The sequence below is a fragment of the Enterocloster aldenensis genome (assembly GCF_003434055.1).
GTDB lineage: Bacteria > Bacillota > Clostridia > Lachnospirales > Lachnospiraceae > Enterocloster > Enterocloster aldenensis.
In genome coordinates, this window is the sequence record NZ_QVEX01000020.1 from 38,832 (window position 1) to 58,005 (window position 19,174).

The 19,174-nt window shown below is 52.7% G+C and carries 15 protein-coding genes; 2 read left to right on the forward strand and 13 right to left on the reverse strand.

All coding sequences use genetic code 11. The annotated features are described in order from the left end of the window. From DWX59_RS24940 to DWX59_RS24955, 4 genes are all read right to left on the reverse strand, one after another. Nucleotides 1-1,527 carry an alanine/glycine:cation symporter family protein gene (locus tag DWX59_RS24940; protein WP_235845174.1) on the reverse strand — a complete coding sequence of 509 codons (1,527 nt, stop codon included), beginning with the start codon at nt 1,525-1,527 and terminating at the stop codon, nt 1-3. A 30-nt stretch (nt 1,528-1,557) separates the two neighbouring features. After that, entirely contained in the window at nt 1,558-2,400 is an 843-nt protein-coding gene (locus DWX59_RS24945) for a polysaccharide deacetylase family protein (RefSeq protein WP_117562698.1), read from the reverse strand. Continuing rightward, nucleotides 2,401-3,273 (reverse strand): polysaccharide deacetylase family protein, encoded by an 873-nt coding sequence (locus DWX59_RS24950; RefSeq protein ID WP_117562701.1) that lies wholly within the window; start codon nt 3,271-3,273, stop codon nt 2,401-2,403. Nucleotides 3,274-3,490: 217 nt separating this feature from the next. Then, nucleotides 3,491-5,584 (reverse strand): sigma 54-interacting transcriptional regulator, encoded by a 2,094-nt coding sequence (locus DWX59_RS24955; RefSeq protein ID WP_117562703.1) that lies wholly within the window; start codon nt 5,582-5,584, stop codon nt 3,491-3,493. Nucleotides 5,585-5,765: 181 nt separating this feature from the next. On the opposite strand from DWX59_RS24955, the gene DWX59_RS24960 reads away from it, so the two are divergent. Then, a complete protein-coding gene (locus tag DWX59_RS24960) occupies nt 5,766-7,034 on the forward strand; it encodes a helix-turn-helix domain-containing protein (RefSeq protein WP_166460300.1) in 1,269 nt (422 codons plus the stop codon). Nucleotides 7,035-7,107: 73 nt separating this feature from the next. Here the strand turns inward: DWX59_RS24960 and DWX59_RS24965 are convergent, their stop codons facing one another. The 3 genes from DWX59_RS24965 to arcA all read right to left on the reverse strand — a co-directional run bounded on the left by DWX59_RS24965 (nt 7,108) and on the right by arcA (nt 10,520). Continuing rightward, nucleotides 7,108-8,208, reverse strand: a complete 1,101-nt coding sequence (locus tag DWX59_RS24965) for a putative NPN-dependent ornithine cyclodeaminase (protein WP_117562706.1) — start codon at nt 8,206-8,208, stop codon at nt 7,108-7,110. Nucleotides 8,209-8,273: 65 nt separating this feature from the next. Continuing rightward, a complete protein-coding gene (gene argF, locus DWX59_RS24970) occupies nt 8,274-9,266 on the reverse strand; it encodes an ornithine carbamoyltransferase (RefSeq protein WP_117562708.1) in 993 nt (330 codons plus the stop codon). A gap of 33 nt (nt 9,267-9,299) precedes the next feature. After that, nucleotides 9,300-10,520 (reverse strand): arginine deiminase, encoded by a 1,221-nt coding sequence (gene arcA / locus DWX59_RS24975; protein WP_117562710.1) that lies wholly within the window; start codon nt 10,518-10,520, stop codon nt 9,300-9,302. A 285-nt stretch (nt 10,521-10,805) separates the two neighbouring features. Between arcA and DWX59_RS24980 the strand changes: the two genes are divergently transcribed. Then, the gene (locus DWX59_RS24980) at nt 10,806-11,705 is read left to right on the forward strand and encodes a LysR family transcriptional regulator (RefSeq protein ID WP_117562713.1); all 900 of its coding nucleotides are present in this window, start codon (nt 10,806-10,808) and stop codon (nt 11,703-11,705) included. Between the two features lie 82 nt (nt 11,706-11,787). On the opposite strand, the gene metF is transcribed toward DWX59_RS24980, so the two are convergent. The 6 genes from metF to DWX59_RS25010 all read right to left on the reverse strand — a co-directional run bounded on the left by metF (nt 11,788) and on the right by DWX59_RS25010 (nt 19,080). Next, nucleotides 11,788-12,651 (reverse strand): methylenetetrahydrofolate reductase [NAD(P)H], encoded by an 864-nt coding sequence (metF, locus tag DWX59_RS24985; protein WP_117562715.1) that lies wholly within the window; start codon nt 12,649-12,651, stop codon nt 11,788-11,790. Between the two features lie 88 nt (nt 12,652-12,739). Then, on the reverse strand, nt 12,740-14,164 hold the full coding sequence (locus DWX59_RS24990; RefSeq protein ID WP_117562718.1) for a DUF512 domain-containing protein: 1,425 nt from the start codon (nt 14,162-14,164) through the stop codon (nt 12,740-12,742). Between the two features lie 116 nt (nt 14,165-14,280). Next, complete coding sequence (locus tag DWX59_RS24995) at nt 14,281-15,018, reverse strand: ABC transporter permease (protein ID WP_117562720.1); 738 nt, start codon at nt 15,016-15,018, stop codon at nt 14,281-14,283. Further along, a complete protein-coding gene (locus DWX59_RS25000) occupies nt 15,009-15,857 on the reverse strand; it encodes an ABC transporter ATP-binding protein (RefSeq protein WP_117562723.1) in 849 nt (282 codons plus the stop codon). The genes DWX59_RS24995 and DWX59_RS25000 overlap by 10 nt, the downstream gene beginning before the upstream one ends. After that, entirely contained in the window at nt 15,844-16,569 is a 726-nt protein-coding gene (cobI, locus tag DWX59_RS25005) for a precorrin-2 C(20)-methyltransferase (protein WP_117562725.1), read from the reverse strand. Before cobI ends, DWX59_RS25000 begins: the two co-directional genes overlap by 14 nt. A gap of 78 nt (nt 16,570-16,647) precedes the next feature. Then, nucleotides 16,648-19,080, reverse strand: coding sequence for a PAS domain-containing hybrid sensor histidine kinase/response regulator (locus tag DWX59_RS25010; protein ID WP_117562798.1), 2,433 nt, complete (start codon nt 19,078-19,080; stop codon nt 16,648-16,650). Nucleotides 19,081-19,174: the final 94 nt, after the last annotated feature.

The window sequence follows — 19,174 nt, forward strand, 5'->3', positions numbered from 1 at the left end:
TTACCTCCATACATCTGTCTCAATGCCTATGTCAGATGATACAAACCGCCTGCCTCCGCTGCATTTATAATTCTTATATGCATTGAGGATGATATTCCTGGCCATGAGCAGGGTTGGGATATTGATGAATACCAGCACCACGTTAATCAGGTCCGATACATACCACAGGTTATCCAGCTGAAGCCCTGCCAGCACGGTAATGGTCCCCAGCGGCACAAAGAATAATGCGCCCAGCACGCGGACAAAACCGATAAAACCTTTGCTGGTGGAAATCTTGTTGGCTGCGATTTCCGCATAAGTCAGGTCGCACAGCAGGGTTGTAAATGCAAACAGTCCGAACGCAATGGCCACGAATATCAGGGCCGCGGTGTCCATGGCAGTACCCGGGACCAGTTCCTTGACAGAGGTCAGGAAAGTGCCTATCTTATCCAGCTTCAAGGTGTCCCAGTCAATACCTGGGTTTTCCCAGATGGTTCCTGCCGTGATGACAAAACCGGTCAGGGAACAGATCACAATGGTATCCACAAACACACCGATGGCCTGGACAAAGCCCTGCTCACATGGATGGTTTGCATCCGCAATGGAACTGGCCTGGGTGGCAGTACCCATGCCGGCCTCATTGGAGAGCAGGCCCCTCTTAAGGCCCTGGGCCATGGCCACGCCGAAAGCGCCTCCGAATACGGCCGATGGCTTGAAAGCCCCTCCGAACACAGCAGCCACAAAGGCCGGGACCTTATTCAGGTTCAGGATGATAAGCAGGGCAATCACCGCAATATACAGGGCCGCCATCACAGGAACAGCCCGGTCGGAGAACCTGACCACGCTTTTGATCCCGCCAAAGGTAATGACTGCGATAATCACCACAATGGCAGCAGCAATGACATAATAGAGGGGTTCTGATACCTGGGTCACGCGCCCGGTCACTTCATTGGCAATGGAGCTGGCCGCTGTAAACACATGGAATGTATGTACCGGAATGCTCAGCATGTTGTAGAGCAGGTACAGGATACACATCCCTGCGCCCACCCATGCCTTGTTCTTCCATATTTTCTGGATATAAAACGTAAATCCCCCCACATATTCATCGCCCTTTTTCTCCTTGTATATCTGCGCCAGGGTGGCCTCCCCAAAGGAGGTTGCCATGCCTGCAAAGGCAGATATCCACATCCAGAAAATCGCGCCCGGGCCGCCAATCGTGACAGCGCCCGTAACACCCACGATATTGCCTGCCCCTACCCTGCCCGCCATACTGATCAGGAAGGCCGCAAGCTGGGTGGTGCCCACCTTGGCCTTTGTCTTAGCAGTAAGCAGCTTAAGGCCGGTCTTAAATTCCTTCATCTGGACAAAGTTGAATTTAAAGGTAAAGTAAAAGCTGCCTCCCAGCAGCAGTAAGATTGCCAGGGAGAACTGCCCCAGGATAGGGATTCCGGAATACCACGCATAATTGGTTGGGAAATCCCATAGGAAATCCGCAACAGGCACAACGCCTGCAAACATCCTGTCCACCATCTCAAAAATTCCCGCCATGAACCATTTCCTCCATTTCATTTTGTATTGTTAACATCCTGCACCGCATCCACTGTAATAACCGTACATGTCCCAGCCGGTTGCCCACCAGACATCACCCAGCCCATTGATGTAATCAATCAGATCCTCCAGCATCCCGATCCTGCCCGGCGCACCGATGGCTGCCGGGTCAAGCTGCAGCACATAGCAAAGCCCGTATTCATGGCAGCCGCAGAACTCATCCTTCCAGTTGCTGAGCACGCCCGTATAATTGGCAATCCTTCCCTGTCCTGCCGGAAATGCAGGATGATAATTAAATGCAAAATACGGCAGGTCATAATTCACCCAGTGTATGGGGATTTCCAGGATGGATGCACCGTCCCCCAGGTCCTTTACATATGGCCTGTCGTCATCACAGAGATTGCTGGAATATACCATGCCGTGCTTTCGCGCAATCCTGAGCGTGTCCAGGGTCAGCTCCCCTTCCGGGCTTCTGAACCCCCTCGGACTTATGCCGCAGATCTGCCGGATGGCCTCAGCGCCTTTTTGGATGGCCTCCTCCTGTTCCTCCACGGACAGCAGGGCCATATTCTCATGCCGGTAGCCCATGGCCCCGATTTCATGGCCGCGGTCCCGGATTTCCAGGATTTTATCCGGATAATGCTCCGCAACCCATCCAGGGGCGAAGCATGTGGCCTTTATCCCTTTGTCATCCAGGATATTAAGGATCCTGTCCAGGCCCCGGTTCATCCCATATTGTCCCAGGGACAGGGTTTTGGGCATGTTGACGCATGTCTTGTCCAGCTGTAGCCAGAAAAGCTCTGCATTTAAATTAATGGTAATCATGGCCGCGCATTTTTTCCCGCCGGGCCATTTTGGTCTTTCCACTCTCATCTATCCCACCTCCTGAGTCTTACCGCAGCCAGGGCCGGAATGCTCCCTGTACCAGTCCGCTATCTGTGACCCGGTTGCAATCCACACATCCTTTTTGGACGTTATGTGCCGTAACAGATGGTCCAGGATCCGTATCCTTCCCGGTGAACCGATTACCTGGGGATGGCTCATGAAGGAAATGCACAGTCCGTACCTGTAGTGTCCTTCAAACTCACGCATGAAGTTATCCTCCACCTCCCGGTAGCAGGAAATCCTGTCCTGTCCCGCCGGCTCCGCCGGATACATGTGGTAGGCCATGGCAACATAGTCATCCACTTCCCACTTGGTGGGGATTTCGATGAAATCCGTCTCCCTGCCGTCAATGACAGTCCGGTAGGGCCGGTCATCCCCCCTCATGGAACTGGAATAGCGGATCCCCCTTTCATACAGCAGCTTCGGCGTTTCCACGGCCCAGTCCCCGGACGGCGTCCTGAAGCCTTCCACATCATGTCCGATCAGCTCCCTTAATATGCCCTGGGGCTTTTCAATGATTTCAATCTGCTCCTCCGTTGTTTTTCCGGCAAACCGCTCATGGGCATATCCATGAAGTCCGATTTCATGCCCGGCAGCCGCAATCCGTTTTACCACCTCCGGATACCGCTGCGCCGTAAGACCAGGAATAAAAAAGGTTGCCTTTACCCCATACTGGTCCAGCTTGTCCAGAATCCTGTCCGCGCAGCGCTTGGGACCATACTGCCCCACGGACAGGGACTTAATGTATTGTTCCCCGCCAGGAAGGCCCCTGTTCCCGTTTTCCCAGGTTGTGTCGCCGTCCAGGTCAAAGGAAAACATAACCGCGCATTTTTTGCCCTCCGGCCACTGTATTGCATCCATCTCCCATCGCTCCTTTTCATGATTATTGTATATTTATTAACAACAGTATGACGATTTATTATACTTATTGCTCTTTATTTATAGCAAAAATCATGCCAAAAGAAAAATAACGTATTTTTATGCATTTTCTTTTATATTCATATAGAAAATAGGGTTTATAGGATAATTTTTATCCTGCAAACCCTATTATTTCCCATAACCAATCCGATTGTTTTCATCAGCTTATCCCATAACCGCCGCGCCTGTCCATGACCTGAAGAAGGGACAGCCCATCCCGCGTAATCACACTGCCTCCCCTGCCCCTGACAGACCTGACAAACCCGTGGGCGGACAGTTTGGACAGGGCCTTCCTCACTTCAGCTTCCGTATAGAACCCGCCGCTGCCGTTCACCTTCTCCAGCAGCTTCTGCCGCCCATAACGCTCATTGCGTTCCAGGGATTCCCGAAGCTGGACAAGGACCGCCTTATACAGCCCCAGGTCCTTCCACTCATTTAATATGAACCGTTCCATGAATCCCGGCTCCTTATCCATCCCTTCCGTTATGCAGGACTTCTGCCCCTCATCCGGGAAGCCAGGGACAGCCCTCCCTTTCCCGCTCCTCAGGGGCGGCAGGTCCTCTGCCCCGATTACCTGTTTCTCCTTTGTCAAAAGGAACTCCACCACATTGCGCAGCTCCCTTACATTTCCCCGCCACGAATAACCGGTGAGGATTTCCTCTGCCTCCGGGGTCAGCACCATATGCGGATGGTTCCTGCCTGCAAAAAAATGGAATATGGGAAGTATGTCCTGGGTCCGCTCCCTTAAAGGAGGCACGTTAAGGGGAAGTACATTTAACCGGTAGAACAGGTCCTCCCGGAAGGCGCCATTTTCCACCATGGCAAACAGGTCCTTGTTGGTGGCGGCAATCACCCGCACATCCACATCAATGCTTTTATCCGAACCGATCCGGTCCACCTTCCGCTCTTCCAGCACCCGCAGCAGCTTGGACTGGAGGGACATGGGCATTTCCCCTATCTCATCAAGGAAGATGGTGCCTTTATGCGCCAGTTCAAAATACCCCGTCTTACCGCCTTTTTTCGCACCGGTAAAGGAGCCTTCCTCATACCCGAACATCTCGCTTTCCAACAGGCTGTCCGGTATGGCCGCGCAGTTGACGGCCACAAAGTTATAATTTTTCCTGGCAGACTCGTTGTGTATACCCTGGGCGAACATTTCCTTGCCGGTCCCGCTCTCCCCGGTAATCATCACAGCCGCGTCCGAGCGCGCCATCTGCCTGCCGTTCTTCACGGCTTCCCGGATAGCGCTGCTGCTTCCTATGATATCCTCAAACGTATACCTTGCCCTGTGGCTGGTTCCGTACAGTTTGGAACGCATGTCATGCTGCCTGGTCTCCGCTTCCTCAAAATCCTTGAGCGTTATGATATGCCCTGCAACCTTGTCCCCGGAACGGATTTCCACTGCCGAGGCAATCAGGTTGCTGTCCCCTGTCTTAATCAGCTTTTCCCGGGTGCTCTTCACATCCAGTTCAGGCAGCAGCTCCTCAATGTTAAACCCGCGCAGCACCCTGGACCGGTGGGACATCAGCTGCCTGGCTTTTTCATTGCACAGGTAAACCCGGCCCACCACATCCGTTATGATAATCCCTTCATTCATCAGGTTCATGAGGGTATTCAGCTTATCCGACATATTTTCCTTGTCATTGAGCAGTTTATCCATGCTGGAGTCAATGTAATAATACTCCCTTCTGGCGGCAGCTGCCTCCTTGGAGGAGAACTCATCATAGACCCCCAGCTTCCCGGCAATGATATACAGGCTGTTCATGTCAACCGAGCTTTCCCCCACATCAATCACCTGGCTGATTTCCCCGGGTACCAGGTGCCCCTCATTGGGGGTGATGGCCAGCTTGATGGACCTGTCGTAATCCCCTGTCCCGTAGTATGGGAACAGCTCCACATCCCGAAAGCCTGAGGCATACATACTGGTTATGGTGTGCATGCAGGTCCTGTGGTCAAAGTTGACCAGCAGGGCTTTGGTTCCCTTTGGAATCTTCTTAAGCTTTTCCATCTGTTTTTTGGTAAGGGCCAGCGAGAGGACCACGATTTCCGATCGGTCGCTGATTTTCTGGCGGACCTGCTGGAATATGTTAAAGGCCGACACCAGGACATAGTCCTCCTTTACCCGGTCCAGGGTTTCCACCTCTGCAATGGAATACGCCTTAAAACTGGCATATCTGCCCAGATATTTGCTGATGTTGTCCATCAGGAACCTTGCATACTGCTTTTCCGTTGCCACCACCGCTATCTCTTTCATCCGCCTTCACCTCTCCCTTGCCGCATATGGCCGATTGTACCGTAACCGTTCAGACGGCGCGCTGCCTGAACGGTTACATTATACCTGAGGCAGATTGCTTTTTCAACTCCCCTGCTTCTTGCGGATACGCGGAAAGCTGTATATAATGGTATCAGACAATCCAATACTAATGGAGGCCCATATGGCAGAAATCGTACCAATGCAAAGCCTGTACTGCTCCATGCAGGATGAGAACAGAATATGCAGTTTTGACATCGAGGTCCTGACAGGGCCGACCACGCCCCTGATCCATCCCATGTCCCGTTTCTGGCTAATCAACAGCGGAAAAGGGACACTTATGCTTAACAACCGACCCTATGAGCTGAGGCCGGGCGCCGTGGTCAGTGTCCTTCCCTGGCAGATCAGCGATATCGTGAAGGTGGAGTCACCCATACAGTTTTTTGTGATGGCGTATTATTTTGACAACATCAATGAAATCATCAAAACCTTTTATAATCCCGGCAATGAACCGCTCTCCATCATCCAGACCCTTTCCGCCGGCCCGGTCCTGTATCTTGAGGGAGAGGACCTGGCATCCATGCAGAAGCTGTTCCTCCAGATCAAGGGGGAGATCGGCATGGAATCCAGCAACCCATCCGCCGCGTCCCGGCCGCCTTCCCGGGAACTCAGCAACCTCTATATCACCAATAAGCTCATTGAAATCATCATTAATTTCCTGCGCGCCAAAAAGACGGCATCCCTGCCGCCTTGCGCCGGGCCCATTGAACCCAGTGAGATATTCCAGTATCTGTACAGCCACCTGAACGAAAAAATCACCCTGTCCAAGCTGTCCCGGATTTTTTATATGAGCGAGTCCTCCATCAGCACCTATATCACCAGGACCACCGGCCTTTCCTTCTTTGACCTGTTAAATGAAATGCGGATTGGGAAAACCATCAACTTCCTGCTCTATACCGACTTTACCCTGGAAGAACTGGCTGAAATCCTGGGCTTTGTGGACAGCGCCCATATCAGCAAGGTCTTTTCAGCCCGGGTGGGCATGAAGGCCAATGAATTCCGCACCACGTACCAGAACGTGGGCAGCCTGTGCCGGATTAAGGACAGGAAGGATTTCTATTCCATTGTATCCTATATCTACCGCCACTACAGCGAGCCCCTGAATCCGCGCATGGTAGGTGAGCGGTTCCTCCTGTCGCCCAAAGAACTGAACCGTATCCTGTTGTACCAGGTGGAGATGAACTTCTCCGATTACCTGAACTTCATACGGGTCAACCGGGCATCCGAACTGCTGCTTTTGACCTCCAAGAGCATCCTTGAGATAGCCCTTGAGACCGGATACCACAACGAGAAGACGCTGACCCGCAATTTCCTGAAGTTCCGCTCCATGACCCCTGGAAAGTTCCGCCAGTCCGTGGGACTGCAGGATTTCCCAGGCCCCGGGCATGTATGAAACCAAGGGACGGCCCTGTACAGCAACCCATAAACAGACCCTAGGGCTACAGATTCCAGGGCTGCCCCTGATTTTACCGGATTACCTTCAGCGCCTTGGCCACAATGGTGATGAAGTCCTGGACATTGGTAACCACGGTGGTGGCGCAGAGACTTCCCCTGTCCAGAAGCTTGTTTACCACAAACTCATCCGCATCCACGGTATACAGGTACACCGGACGTATGGTGCCGTCGGGCATCACCCGGAAGGACGGCGTCATATTGCCTGTGGCAATGGTGTGAAGCATGGTTGCCAGGCAGATGACGCAGGTGGATTTCTTCACAAGGCCCCGCATGGCGCCCTGGCCCTCATAAGCGCTGCCGATTACCTCCGGCAGGGGCCCGTCGTCCCGTATGGAACCGGTCAGCACCATAGGCACATGGTTCTTCACACAGCTGTATATGATACCGTTGTCAATGTGATAATCCTCTATGAACTGCGGAATGGATCCGCTTCTTCTGGCCTTGTTGATTACGTCCAGATGGTTGTAATGGCCATTGGGCTGGGATACCTGGGTATAGATATCCTGCCCCAGGGCAGTGTGCAGCAGCGCCCCCTCCAGGTCATGGGTTGCCAGGGCATTGCCTGCCATCAGCCCATGGGCGTAACCGTTGTCAATGAGCGCCTGCATGGCTGCCCTTGCATCCGCGTCAAAGGAAAACGCAGGTCCCATGACCCAGACAATATTGCCGTGCTCCTTTTCATGCTTTAAGAGCTCAAACAGATTGTCATAATCCCTGGCATAGGAAGTTTCCCGGCTCCTGCCCTGGCGGAACACGAACTGGTCCTCCGGCTTCCCGTCCTCTTCCTCAAAGCCGTGGCAATGCATGTAGATCCCTTCCTCGCATTTCTCCGTCCGTCCAAGGATTACCTTATCGCCCTTCTTGATATTCCTGTTCTCCACCACGTTAAGGTGCCCATCGTCACAGAGCACTACGCTGGAGTCCATGCGGCTCTCCTCAGCCAGCACCCATTTCCCGTTAATCTTAAAATATTCCGGGTACATGGAGGTGCTGTGATAGTTGTCAGGCGCAACCCCGTCCATGTCCGCTGCCTTGTATTTTACATCCGGGGCATTGACAAATTCCTCCTTGGTAAAATCCGGATGATGATATTCTGGTAATTGAAATGACATATGTTTCTCCTTCTTTCTTTTATAATTAATCAATCCCGGGCCGGAAACGAATTTCCAAACACGCCCTAACAAAGCGTGGCGTAGATAACGGCCTTGATTGTATGCATGCGGTTCTCCGCCTGGTCAAACACAACCGACTGCCTTGACTCAAACACTTCATCCGTTACTTCCATCTCCGTGATGCCGAACTTTTCAGCAATCTCTGCCCCGATGGTGGTCCTGGTGTCGTGGAAGGAGGGCAGGCAGTGCATGAATACAGCCGTGTGCTTTGCCTTTTTCATCACCTCTCCATTCACCTGGTACCTGCGCAGCAGTTCAATCCTGGTTCCCCATACAGAATCCGGCTCACCCATGGACACCCAGATATCGGTGTACACTGCGTCCGCATCCTTCACGCCCTGGTCCACATCCTCTGTCAGCCGGATGGTGCATTCATTTTCCTCTGCAATCAGCCTTGCCTCTGCCACCAGTTCCTGGGCAGGGAACAGCTCCTTTGGGGCGCAGGCCGTAAAGTGGATGCCCATTTTGGCGCAGGCCACCATCAGGGAATTGCCCATGTTATTCCTTGCATCGCCCATGTATGTAAAGCGCAGCCCTTTGAGGCAGCCGAACTTCTCCTCCAGCGTCAGAAGGTCGGCCAGCATCTGGGTGGGATGGAACTGGTCCGTAAGCCCGTTCCATACAGGCACGCCCGCATACTCCGCAAGCTCCTCCACAACCGCCTGGTCATATCCCCTGTACTCAATGCCATCATACATCCGTCCCAGGACCCTGGCCGTGTCGGCAATGCTTTCCTTTTTCCCCATCTGGCTGCTGCCCGGGTCCAGGTAAGTCACGCCCATGCCCAGGTCCCTTCCCGCAACCTCAAAGGCGCAGCGGGTGCGGGTGGATGTCTTTTCAAACAAAAGAACGATGTTCCGGTTATCCAGGTATTTGTGGGGAACGCCGTTCCTCTTCATGTTCTTAAACTGTTTTGACAGATCCAGCAGATAGCGGATCTCCTCCGGCGTGTAGTCCAATAACTTCAGGTAATTCCTTCCTCTGATATTCACTGCCATCTTCCTTACTCCTTTGCTATGTTATTTGAATGTTCAGTCACGCACCAGGGGCATGCTCATGCACCGGGGGCCTCCCCTTCCCCTGGACAGCTCCGAACTGGGCATTTCAAGGACTTCGATGCCCTTATCCCTGAGCATCTCATTGGTTATATAGTTCCGGTCGTATACGACCACCTTTCCCGGCTCAATGCACAGTGTATTGGAGCCGTCATTCCACTGTTCCCTCTCTGAGGCAACCCTGTCCTTTCCGCCGCAGCGTATCATGGTCACCTTATCCATCCCCAGATAATCTGCCAGCACATCCGGAAGCGGACGGTCAAGCTCCTTTGCAAAAAGCCTGCCCTTGCGGTCCCCGCGCCGGATTTCATAAATGCGCAGGTTTCCCAGGATTCCGGGATGGATGGTAAATTTGTCATGATCCACCTGGGTGCACACCGTGTCCAGATGCATGTACGCGCGGATGCTGGGGATATCCAGGGCCAGGATGGTCTCCACCTCACATGCGCTGTCCTCAAACAGGTTCTGGGCCAGAAGTTCAATTGCCTCCGGCGTGGTCCTTTGGGAGATTCCCACGGCCAGGACCCGATTGCTCAGGTTCAGGATATCTCCTCCCTCAATGGAAAACGGATACTCCCTCTTATAATAAAATGGCGTCCTCCCCCCGTAATCCGGATGATGCTCCAGGATGTACTGCCCGTAAATGGTTTCCCTTCTCCTTGTCCTTGAATACATGCAGTTCAGGCTGACCCCGGCCCCGATACAGGCAAAGGGGTCCCTTGTAAAGTACAGGTTGGGTATGGGATCCATGATGAAACGGCTGTCTGATTTGACCAGGTCCACTAAGGGGCTGTGGGTTTCAGACTTAATCTCATGCATGCTGACCCCGGACATGGTCTTTAGCACCAGCTCCTTTTCATCCGGAATATCCATCAGGAAATCAAACAGCTGATTCCTGAACTTCTGCGCGGTATTCCCTCCCTCACGGATGAACTGCCGGATGAAGTTTTCCCTGATATCCGGGGACTGCCTTAACACATCCGCCATCATGTCCTCCATATAGACCACCTGGCTTTTGTTTGCCTTTAAAATGCCGGCGAAAATATCGTGTTCCCCCTGGGCTGTCTTAAGGTATGGGATATCGTCAAACAGCAGCCGTTCCAGTTCCCCCGGAACCAGGTGCTCCAGTTCCTTTCCCGGCCTGTGAAGCATGACCTTTTTTAACTTTCCTATCTCGCTTTTCACACAGATTGGCATGCAGCTATCTCCTTTGCGCTCTTGTTCTGCTCTCATATGGATATTCTATTATATTTTTGCGGGAACGGTAGGACATCCGGAGAGCCTGGATTGGTATTTTAACCTGTTTTGCCCCGGAATATGCCTGGGACACGGGTCCTGGAATTAGCCCAATACATGGACATACGGATAAGACCGTGCTGTAATCCATTCCCAGGACAGGGGTTTAAATACAAAAATATTTCCCCTATTTGTCTCAAATATGCTAAAATACCTCCATGGCATAAAGCAATGGAGGTACCTGTCATGACACTGCAGCAACTGCGCTATATTGTAACAATCGTGAACTGCGGCTCGATTTCCGAAGCAGCCAAGCAGCTCTTCATCACCCAGCCCAGCCTATCGAATTCAGTCAAGGAACTGGAAAAGGAAATGGGGATTTCCATCTTTAACCGCAGCTCCAGGGGGATTGCCCTGTCCCCGGAAGGCACGGAATTCCTCTCCTATGCAAGGCAGGTCCTGGAGCAGGCAGAACTTCTGGAACAGCATTATACGGGCAGGAAACCGTTAAAACGGATCTGCTCCATCTCCACCCAGCATTATGCATTTGCCGTTAATGCATTTGCCAATGTGGTATCCAGGCAGAATACGGATTCTTATGAATTTACCCTGAGGGAAACCCGCACCTACGAAATCATAGATGATGTGAAAAACTACCGGAGCGAGCTGGGCATCCTGTATATCAATGAATTTAACCGCAAGGTACTGGAAAAGCTGTTCAAGGAAAACGGACTTGTCTTCCATCCCCTGCTCCAGGCCGACCCCCATATATTCATCAATGTCTCCCATCCCCTGGCAGGACGGAAAAGCGTTTCCATCCAGGAGCTGGAACCGTATCCCTTCCTGGCCTTTGAACAGGGGGAACAGAACTCCTTCTACTTTTCAGAGGAAATCCTGAGTACCATTCCCAGGAAAAAGGTAATCTATGTAAGCGACCGGGCCACCCTTTTTAACCTTCTGATCGGCTTAAACGGATACACCATATGCAGCGGCATCCTTAACAGCAATTTAAACGGCGATTCCATTATCGCCGTCCCCCTTGAGACAGAGGAATCCATGCTCATCGGATGGATTGCCAATCCCAGGCTGCATCTCAGTGAATTTGCAAAAAAGTACCTGGAGGAGCTGGAACGGCTGATCCGCTGATATGGATCCGCTGATATGGATCCGCTGCCATGGACTTCCGCTGCATGGACTTCCGCTGCATGGATTTCCGCCGCCATCCTTGTCAGGACGCCATCAGCCGGAATACGGACTCATGAATTTTATTGGCAATATAGGGATTGTTCATGGTGTACAGATGGATTCCGTCCACCCCATGGGCCGCCAGGTCCACAATCTGGTCAACCGCATAGGCGATTCCCGCATCCCTCATGGCCGCCGGGTTATCCCCGTACCGCTCCATCATGGATATGAACTTTTGTGGAAGCTTCACGCCGCACAGGGATACCATGCGCTCAATCTGTTTTTTATTTACAACCGGCATGATCCCGGCTTCCACCGGAACCCGGATGCCCGCCAGGTCAAGCCGCTCCCTGAAACGGTAAAAATATTGGTTGTCAAAAAAGAGCTGGGTAATCAGCTGGCTGACCCCTGCATCCACCTTTTGCTTAAGGTTCCTGATGTCCTGCACCAGGTCCCCTGATTCCTGATGGCCTTCCGGGTAACAGGCGCCAATGATGTTAAAATCACCGTGGTCCCTGATGAATCCAACCAGATCCGCAGCATACTTAAAACCGCCTGCCGGTTCCATGTCCGGGATGCGGTCGCCTCTCAGCGCCAGGATGTTTTCAATCTGATGTGCCTTCAGCTGTTCCAGTATCCTTGCGGCCTCTTCCTTTGTCAGATGCAGGCAGGGCATGTGGGCCACGCTTTCAATCCCATACCGGTGCTTGATGGAGGATGCGATTTCCAAGGTGGCGCGGCTGTTCCCAATGCCTCCCGCCCCATAGGTCACGCTGATGAAATCCGGCGTTATCCCCTTAAGTCCGTCCAATGTCTTATATACGGTATCCACGGGCGCTGTCCGTTTGGGAGGAAACACCTCCAGGGACAGCACTGTTTTCTGTTTAAAAAATTCCGATGTCTTCATACGTATTCCCCTCTTTCCTGATTGCTGCCATCATAACACAAACAGAAAAGGGGGGCATAATTCCTATTTTTTATGACTTTCCATAGATTTAAACTATATCCCTGTCATAGGCCTTGATATACACAAAATTATCATTGTTCCGGTCCATGGTGTATTCCGGGTCCAGGATGGCATCCATAAACTCCTTTCCGCCCGGCTCAACCGCGGCCAGCCTCATGCCCAGTTCCCGCTCCACATCCTTTACCGTCAGGTCGTCCAGGAATACCTGTTCCCCCATGCGCAGCATATTGGACGGGATCAGCAGCACGCCGCCCAGGTCTTCCCCCTTATCCTGGCGCTCCTTCAGCTGCCCGATCAGGTCCTGTCCCGTTATCAGGCCTGAAACGGTGATGGTCTCCCCGAAGAAATCGTTCCTGATATAATATACATGGATGGTCAGGCCGGGGAACGCCTCCATCAGCTTGCATGCAAACCCGCAGATTGTGGGATAGGCCAGCTTCCCGGTTGCAATTGTAAGTGTGCGCTTTACCTTCCCTGCCAGTTCTTCATAACCCGGGCTGTGGACCGCAGCATCCAGGGCCTCCTGGAATTCATTGATGAACAGGCGCATCATGCCCACTCCGTTTTCCAGCTGGATATAACCGTCATAGCGCTCCTCTTCCGGGAACTCCCGCCCTGCCGTTATATACCACTCGTCGCTTGCATGGATGAAATGCAGGCCGAACTTATGGTAGAATTCCTCCTGGCGGCACTCTATCATGTCAATCACATCCCCTGCCTCTTCTTTGGTATACAGTCCGATGGGGAACAGGTTGTCCCGGAACTTGGTGATTCCGGCCGGCACAACAGAAACGCTCCTTAAAAACGGCAGGTACCCGGCCAGGTCATTGATGGTGTGTTCCAGTTCCGCACCGTCGTTCACATTCTTACAGCACACAACCTGCCCATTCATTTCCACATGCCCGTCATAAAGCATTTTCAAATACTTCAGCTTCTCCCCTGCAAAACGGTTGTGGAGCATCTTACACCGCAGCTGCGGGTTGGTTGTCTGCACGGAAATATTAATGGGCGCCAGCTGCATCCGGATGATCCGCTCAATATCCCTGTCCTTCATATTGGTCAGGGTGATATAATTCCCCTGAAGGAAGGAAAGACGGGAATCATCATCCTTAAAATACAGCGTGTCCCTCATCCCGGGCGGCATCTGGTCAATGAAGCAGAAAATACACTTGTTGCTGCAGGAGCGGTATTCACTCATAAGGCTGTTCTCAAACTCAATGCCCAGGTCGTCATCGTATTCCTTCTCAATCTCCAGCAGCCATTCCTCGCCGTCCGGTTTCCTTACCAGCACTTCAATATATTCATCCTTAATCATGTACCTGTAATCAAAGACATCTTCCACATCCTGTCCATTGACCGCAAGCAGCACATCCCCTGGTTCAATCTCCATCTCTTCTGCGATGGAGCCGGGAAACACTTCCTTAATCACATGTTCATTCTTTTTTATATTCAACTGTAATCCCTCAATCTATGATTTTTTCAATCCACACAAACCAGAATATCAGTAATGGATGGTTTTTTCAAGGGCTAACCCTTTGGTTTTCCCGCTGTCTGAACGGTTGCGTCCTGTCATGCTTTGGCCTCGCGGTAACAGGCCCACACTGAACAGCCTGTAAACACTGCCACAAACAAAGCCGACACGCCCATGGACAGGAAGTTAACGCTGCCCCCAAAGGATATCTCCCGGATCAGACGGGTCGTGTGGGTCAGGGGCATGATGTCCACAACCAGCTTTAAGGCCCGTGGTATGCCGTCCAGCGAAAAGAAGGTGCCGCACAAAAAGGACATGGGGGTTATGACAATATTGGTAAAGTTATTCATATCATAATGGCTTTCAATCATCAGGGCGGCAAAGAAGCCCAGGGCGGCAAAAATCAGTGAATTAAGGGCAACCGCGGTGAGGAGCCAGCCGTTGAGCACCAGGCCGGCGCCGGATACCAGCCCCAGGACCAGGATGAACACGCCGGAATACATGCCCCGCAGCGCCCCGGCCAGGATATGCCCGGCAGCCAGCAGATACATCCTGGTGGGCGAATAAAAATAACATTCAAAACTTTTTTCATGGAGCCGCATCACGCTGATCCGGGTGGATACGGACGTATAGCTGTTGCGCATGGTGGTCATGGCCAGCAGTCCCGGGATCAGATAATAGAGATAAGGCTGCCCGCCCACATCCATCATTCCCCCCAGTCCCATCCCAAAGGTCACGAAATACAGGAAGGGGGACACCATCTGTGAAAATGTGACCCGCCAGAACCGTCTCTTAAGGAACAGCCATTCCCTCCACAGGATCGTGGTTATCTCCATCCCCCCACCCCCTTACTGGTATGGTGGAAGAACACGTCCTCCAGTGTGGAGGGCAGGACGCTGCATGGCACGTCCAGTAAAGCCGCCCTGGCTTTTGCCTCCGGCAGGTTCTTAAAAAACTCTGACCGCATACGCTCGTCCTCCCCTTCGTATTCTACTTTATACGGCCCGATTTCAGCAATCAGCCCTTGCGGCGTATCCTCCCGGAATATCCTGCCCCCGTCAATCAGCATCACGTCGTCGCACAGATGCTGGGCCTCCTCTATATAATGGGTGGTCAGAAGGATGGTCTTTCCCTCCTTGTGCTGCATCCTGAGGAAATCCCAGATATCCCGCCTGGCGTTGGGATCGATTCCCACCGTGGGTTCATCCAGGAACAGATACCTGGGATCATGTATCAGGGCTTTGGCAATCATGAGCTTGCGCTTCATGCCTCCGGACAGGCCCTGGGCCACCCGCCTGCGCACGGATTCCAGGCCCAGGAAGGATAAGAGCCTGTCCGTGGACGCAGCAATATCCGCCTTTCCCATCCGGTAAAGGCGGCCTGCAAATTCCATATTCTCTTCCACGGTCAGTTCCTTGTCCAGGTTCATGTGCTGGCTGGTGACCCCGATTGCCTGCTTTACCGCCACCGCATTCCTGTCCATGGGCTGCCCGTCAAACATTACGGTTCCTGTATCCGGCATCAATAAGCCGGTCATCATGCGCATCAGCGTTGTCTTTCCAGCCCCGTTCGGGCCCAAAAGCCCCAGGAAGGTCCCGTCCTTTATCTCCATGGACACCCCGTCCACCGCGGTGACTGTTCCGAACTTTTTATGAAGGCAGTCACACACAATCATGGGTCTGCCTCCCCTGCCGCTTGATGATGATGGTTGAAAGGTAAGGGATGTCGTACTGCTTAAGCTCCTCAAAATCCGTAACCAGGCGCTCCTCCCCTGTGCCGGACTTTGTAATCAGGACAAAGTTATCCTCCAGATGGTTTTCACGGATTGCCTGAATCAGCGCCTCCTGGTCAGAGGATGGCTTCATCAGCACCACATTGTCGTGCTCCCTTAATACTTTTCCCAGTTCCTCCCCGCTGTTCTTGCGCACAGGCACAACCACAAGGTCCTCATCCCATGCCACCAACGGCATTTTCATTGAATCTGCCACCGCGCAGAAGGATGTGATTCCCGGCACTACCTCCACTTCAACCCCGGCCCGTTCAATATATGGCAGGGTGTACATGAATGTACTGTAGACAGCCGGGTCCCCCAGGGTGATGAAGGCGCCTGTCCTGTCTTCCTTAAGCATTCCTGCAATCCGGCCTGCATTGTCCTCCCACATCCGGCGCAGCTTCCCACCGTGGTAATGCATGGGATAGACCAGATTCACAATCCGTGCCTTGGTATCCTTAAGCAGGTCTTTTATGATGTCAAATGCAAAACTGCCTGCCCCGGCTTCCTTTTCAGGGCAGAATATGGTATCCGCCTCCTTGAGGATCCGGTATGCCTTTAAGGTCAGCAGTTCAGGGTCTCCCGGCCCCACGCCGATTCCGTATAATTTTCCCATCGTCCATTCCTCTTTTCGTTCTTCGTACCATGACATGGTAACATATCAAAACTCAAAGAGCAATTCTTTCCCGTTATTTTAATGAAAATGTCCGCCCATCCACCCGGCCAGCATATCGTATAACAGATCAGGATCAATGGGCTTTGCCAGATGCCCGTTCATCCCAGCCTCGCCGGCCCTCACCACGTCCTCGTGGAACGCATCGGCCGTCATGGCTATGATGGGAATGCTGCGGGCCATTTCATGGTCCGAGCCGCGGATGGCCTGGGTTGCTTCATAACCGTCCATCACCGGCATCTGTACATCCATCAGGATCAGGTCAAAGGAATCGCCGTGGGACAGGAACCGCTCCACTGCCTCCCTGCCATTGACCGCGCATTCCACCGTGATATCAGCCATGTGCAGCAGTTCCACCGCGATTTCCCGGTTAAGCCCATTGTCTTCCACCAGCAGCACGTGATGCCCTGCCAGGCCGGCCCGCCGTGCCGTTCCTCCCGGCGGCCGCACGGCCCGTTCGATTCCGGTCACGGAAAGCAGCGTATCATAAAGGGTGGAGGCAAAAATAGGCTTGGTGATGAATGCGTTGGCCCCCGCCTGCCTGGCGCTGTTCTCAACAGCGCCCCAGTCATAAGCCGTTATGATGATGATCATGGTCTCCGGGCCAACAATTTCCCTTATCCGGCGGGTCACCTGGACCCCATCCATATCCGGCATCCTCAGATCAATGAGACAGACATCATAATCCCCGCCTGACCGGTGGGCCAGACGGACGCGGTTTATGCACTCCCTGCCGGTCAGGACCCAGTCCGACCGGATTCCCAGATTTTCCAGCAATAGGGCTGTATGGACACAGCTGTCCCTGTCATCATCCGTCACCAGCACCTTCAGGGATTCCATCACATACTGTTTGGCAGACGTCTGGCTCCCCTTATCCTTTGGAAGGTCAAAATCCAGTTCCACGGCAAAGGACGTTCCTTTTCCCAGTTCACTCTGCAGCGTTATGGTACCGCCCATCAATGTAACAAGATTTTTGGTGATGGGCATACCCAGGCCGGTGCCTCCTGGGTTCTCACCCATAGACATGTCTTCCTGCTCAAATGGGACAAAAAGGCGTTCCATGAATGCGCTGCCCATCCCTATTCCTGTATCGCTTACCGTAAAACGCAGCCGGATCCTGCCGTCCTTTTTCTGCAGCTGCCTGATTTCCATACGGATACTGCCCCCTGCCGGGGTAAACTTAAGCGCATTGGATAAAAGGTTGAGAAGGACCTGGTTCAGCCGCAGTGAGTCGCCTATCAGTTCCGTATCCGTAAGCCCTGCCAGCGGCACGGTAAAGTCCAGGCCCTTTTCCCTGGCCTGGGGATAGATGATGGAGGAAACAGACTCCACCACTGTCTCCAGCTTAAACTGCTCATGGGCAATCTTCATCTTTCCCTCGGAAATCTTGGACATATCCAGAACATCATTAATAAGGGTCATCAGGTGCTTGGATGAATACCCTATTTTCTCCAGACAGTCAGCCACACGCTGTTTGTCGTCAATATAAGCAGCCGCAATGGTGGTCATGCCGATAATCGCATTCATCGGCGTGCGGATTTCGTGGCTCATGCGTGACAGGAAATCTGATTTGGCCCGGTTGGCATGTTCCGCCACGGTAAGGGCATCCTTAAGGGCCGCTGCCTGTTCCGTCAGTTTTTTCTGTATTTCCCTTAATTCGGTCACATCTGTTATATCGATGAAGATAGCCAGGTACACAGGGCTTTTCTCCTGCCAGTCAATACAGGCCGCGTTCACCTGAAGCCACAGCCCCTGCCCTTTCCTGTCCCTGACATGCATGACAAAGCGTACCGGCTTCCCGCTCATCAGTTCCTTCCTGTGGGACCGGATGGTTTCCATATTGTCCTTTATGTTCTGTTCCTGCAGGGCATGCAGCTCCCCGTTTGTCCTGTCCCCGAAATACTCCATAAACCGGGCATTGGCATCCAAAAGGACCATGCCCAGATCCCAGTCAATCCTGTACTTTGCCACAAAACCAGGAAGGTTTTCATAGGTAACGGACCGCTCCCTCTGCATCTGCACCAGGTCATCAATATTCGTGAGCACGGAATATGCCACCTGGTATCCGTCTATGTATTCATCCGAAAACCTGGTGGAAAACTGGACCCAGATATATCCGCCGTCTTTCCGCCTGAGACGCGAAACCATCTGATATCCGGCCTGGTGTGCCTCAACCGCTTTTATGACGGTCTGGGTAAGGTCATCCCACAGTTCCTGGTCGTCCTTATAATAAAGGTCCGGCTGGTTATGGAACCTTGCTTCGTATTCACCTTTCGGCCAGCCAATCAGCTCATAGTAAAATTCATTGGCCCAGACCAGTGTAAAATGCTCATCCAGCAAATGCTTGCTTACACTGACCCTCATCAGATTCATCAGTGTGTCATATTCATAACCGGCCGGCATGCCGCTGGCCTGGTCCTGGCCGGACCTGCTTTTCTTTTCCTGTTCAACCATACTGTCGGTTCCCCCTGGTCCTATTCCCATTGCCCTTCCTGCTTCCCGATGATTCCGCGGCATAAGGCACCTTGTTCATGTGCGTGTCTTTCTA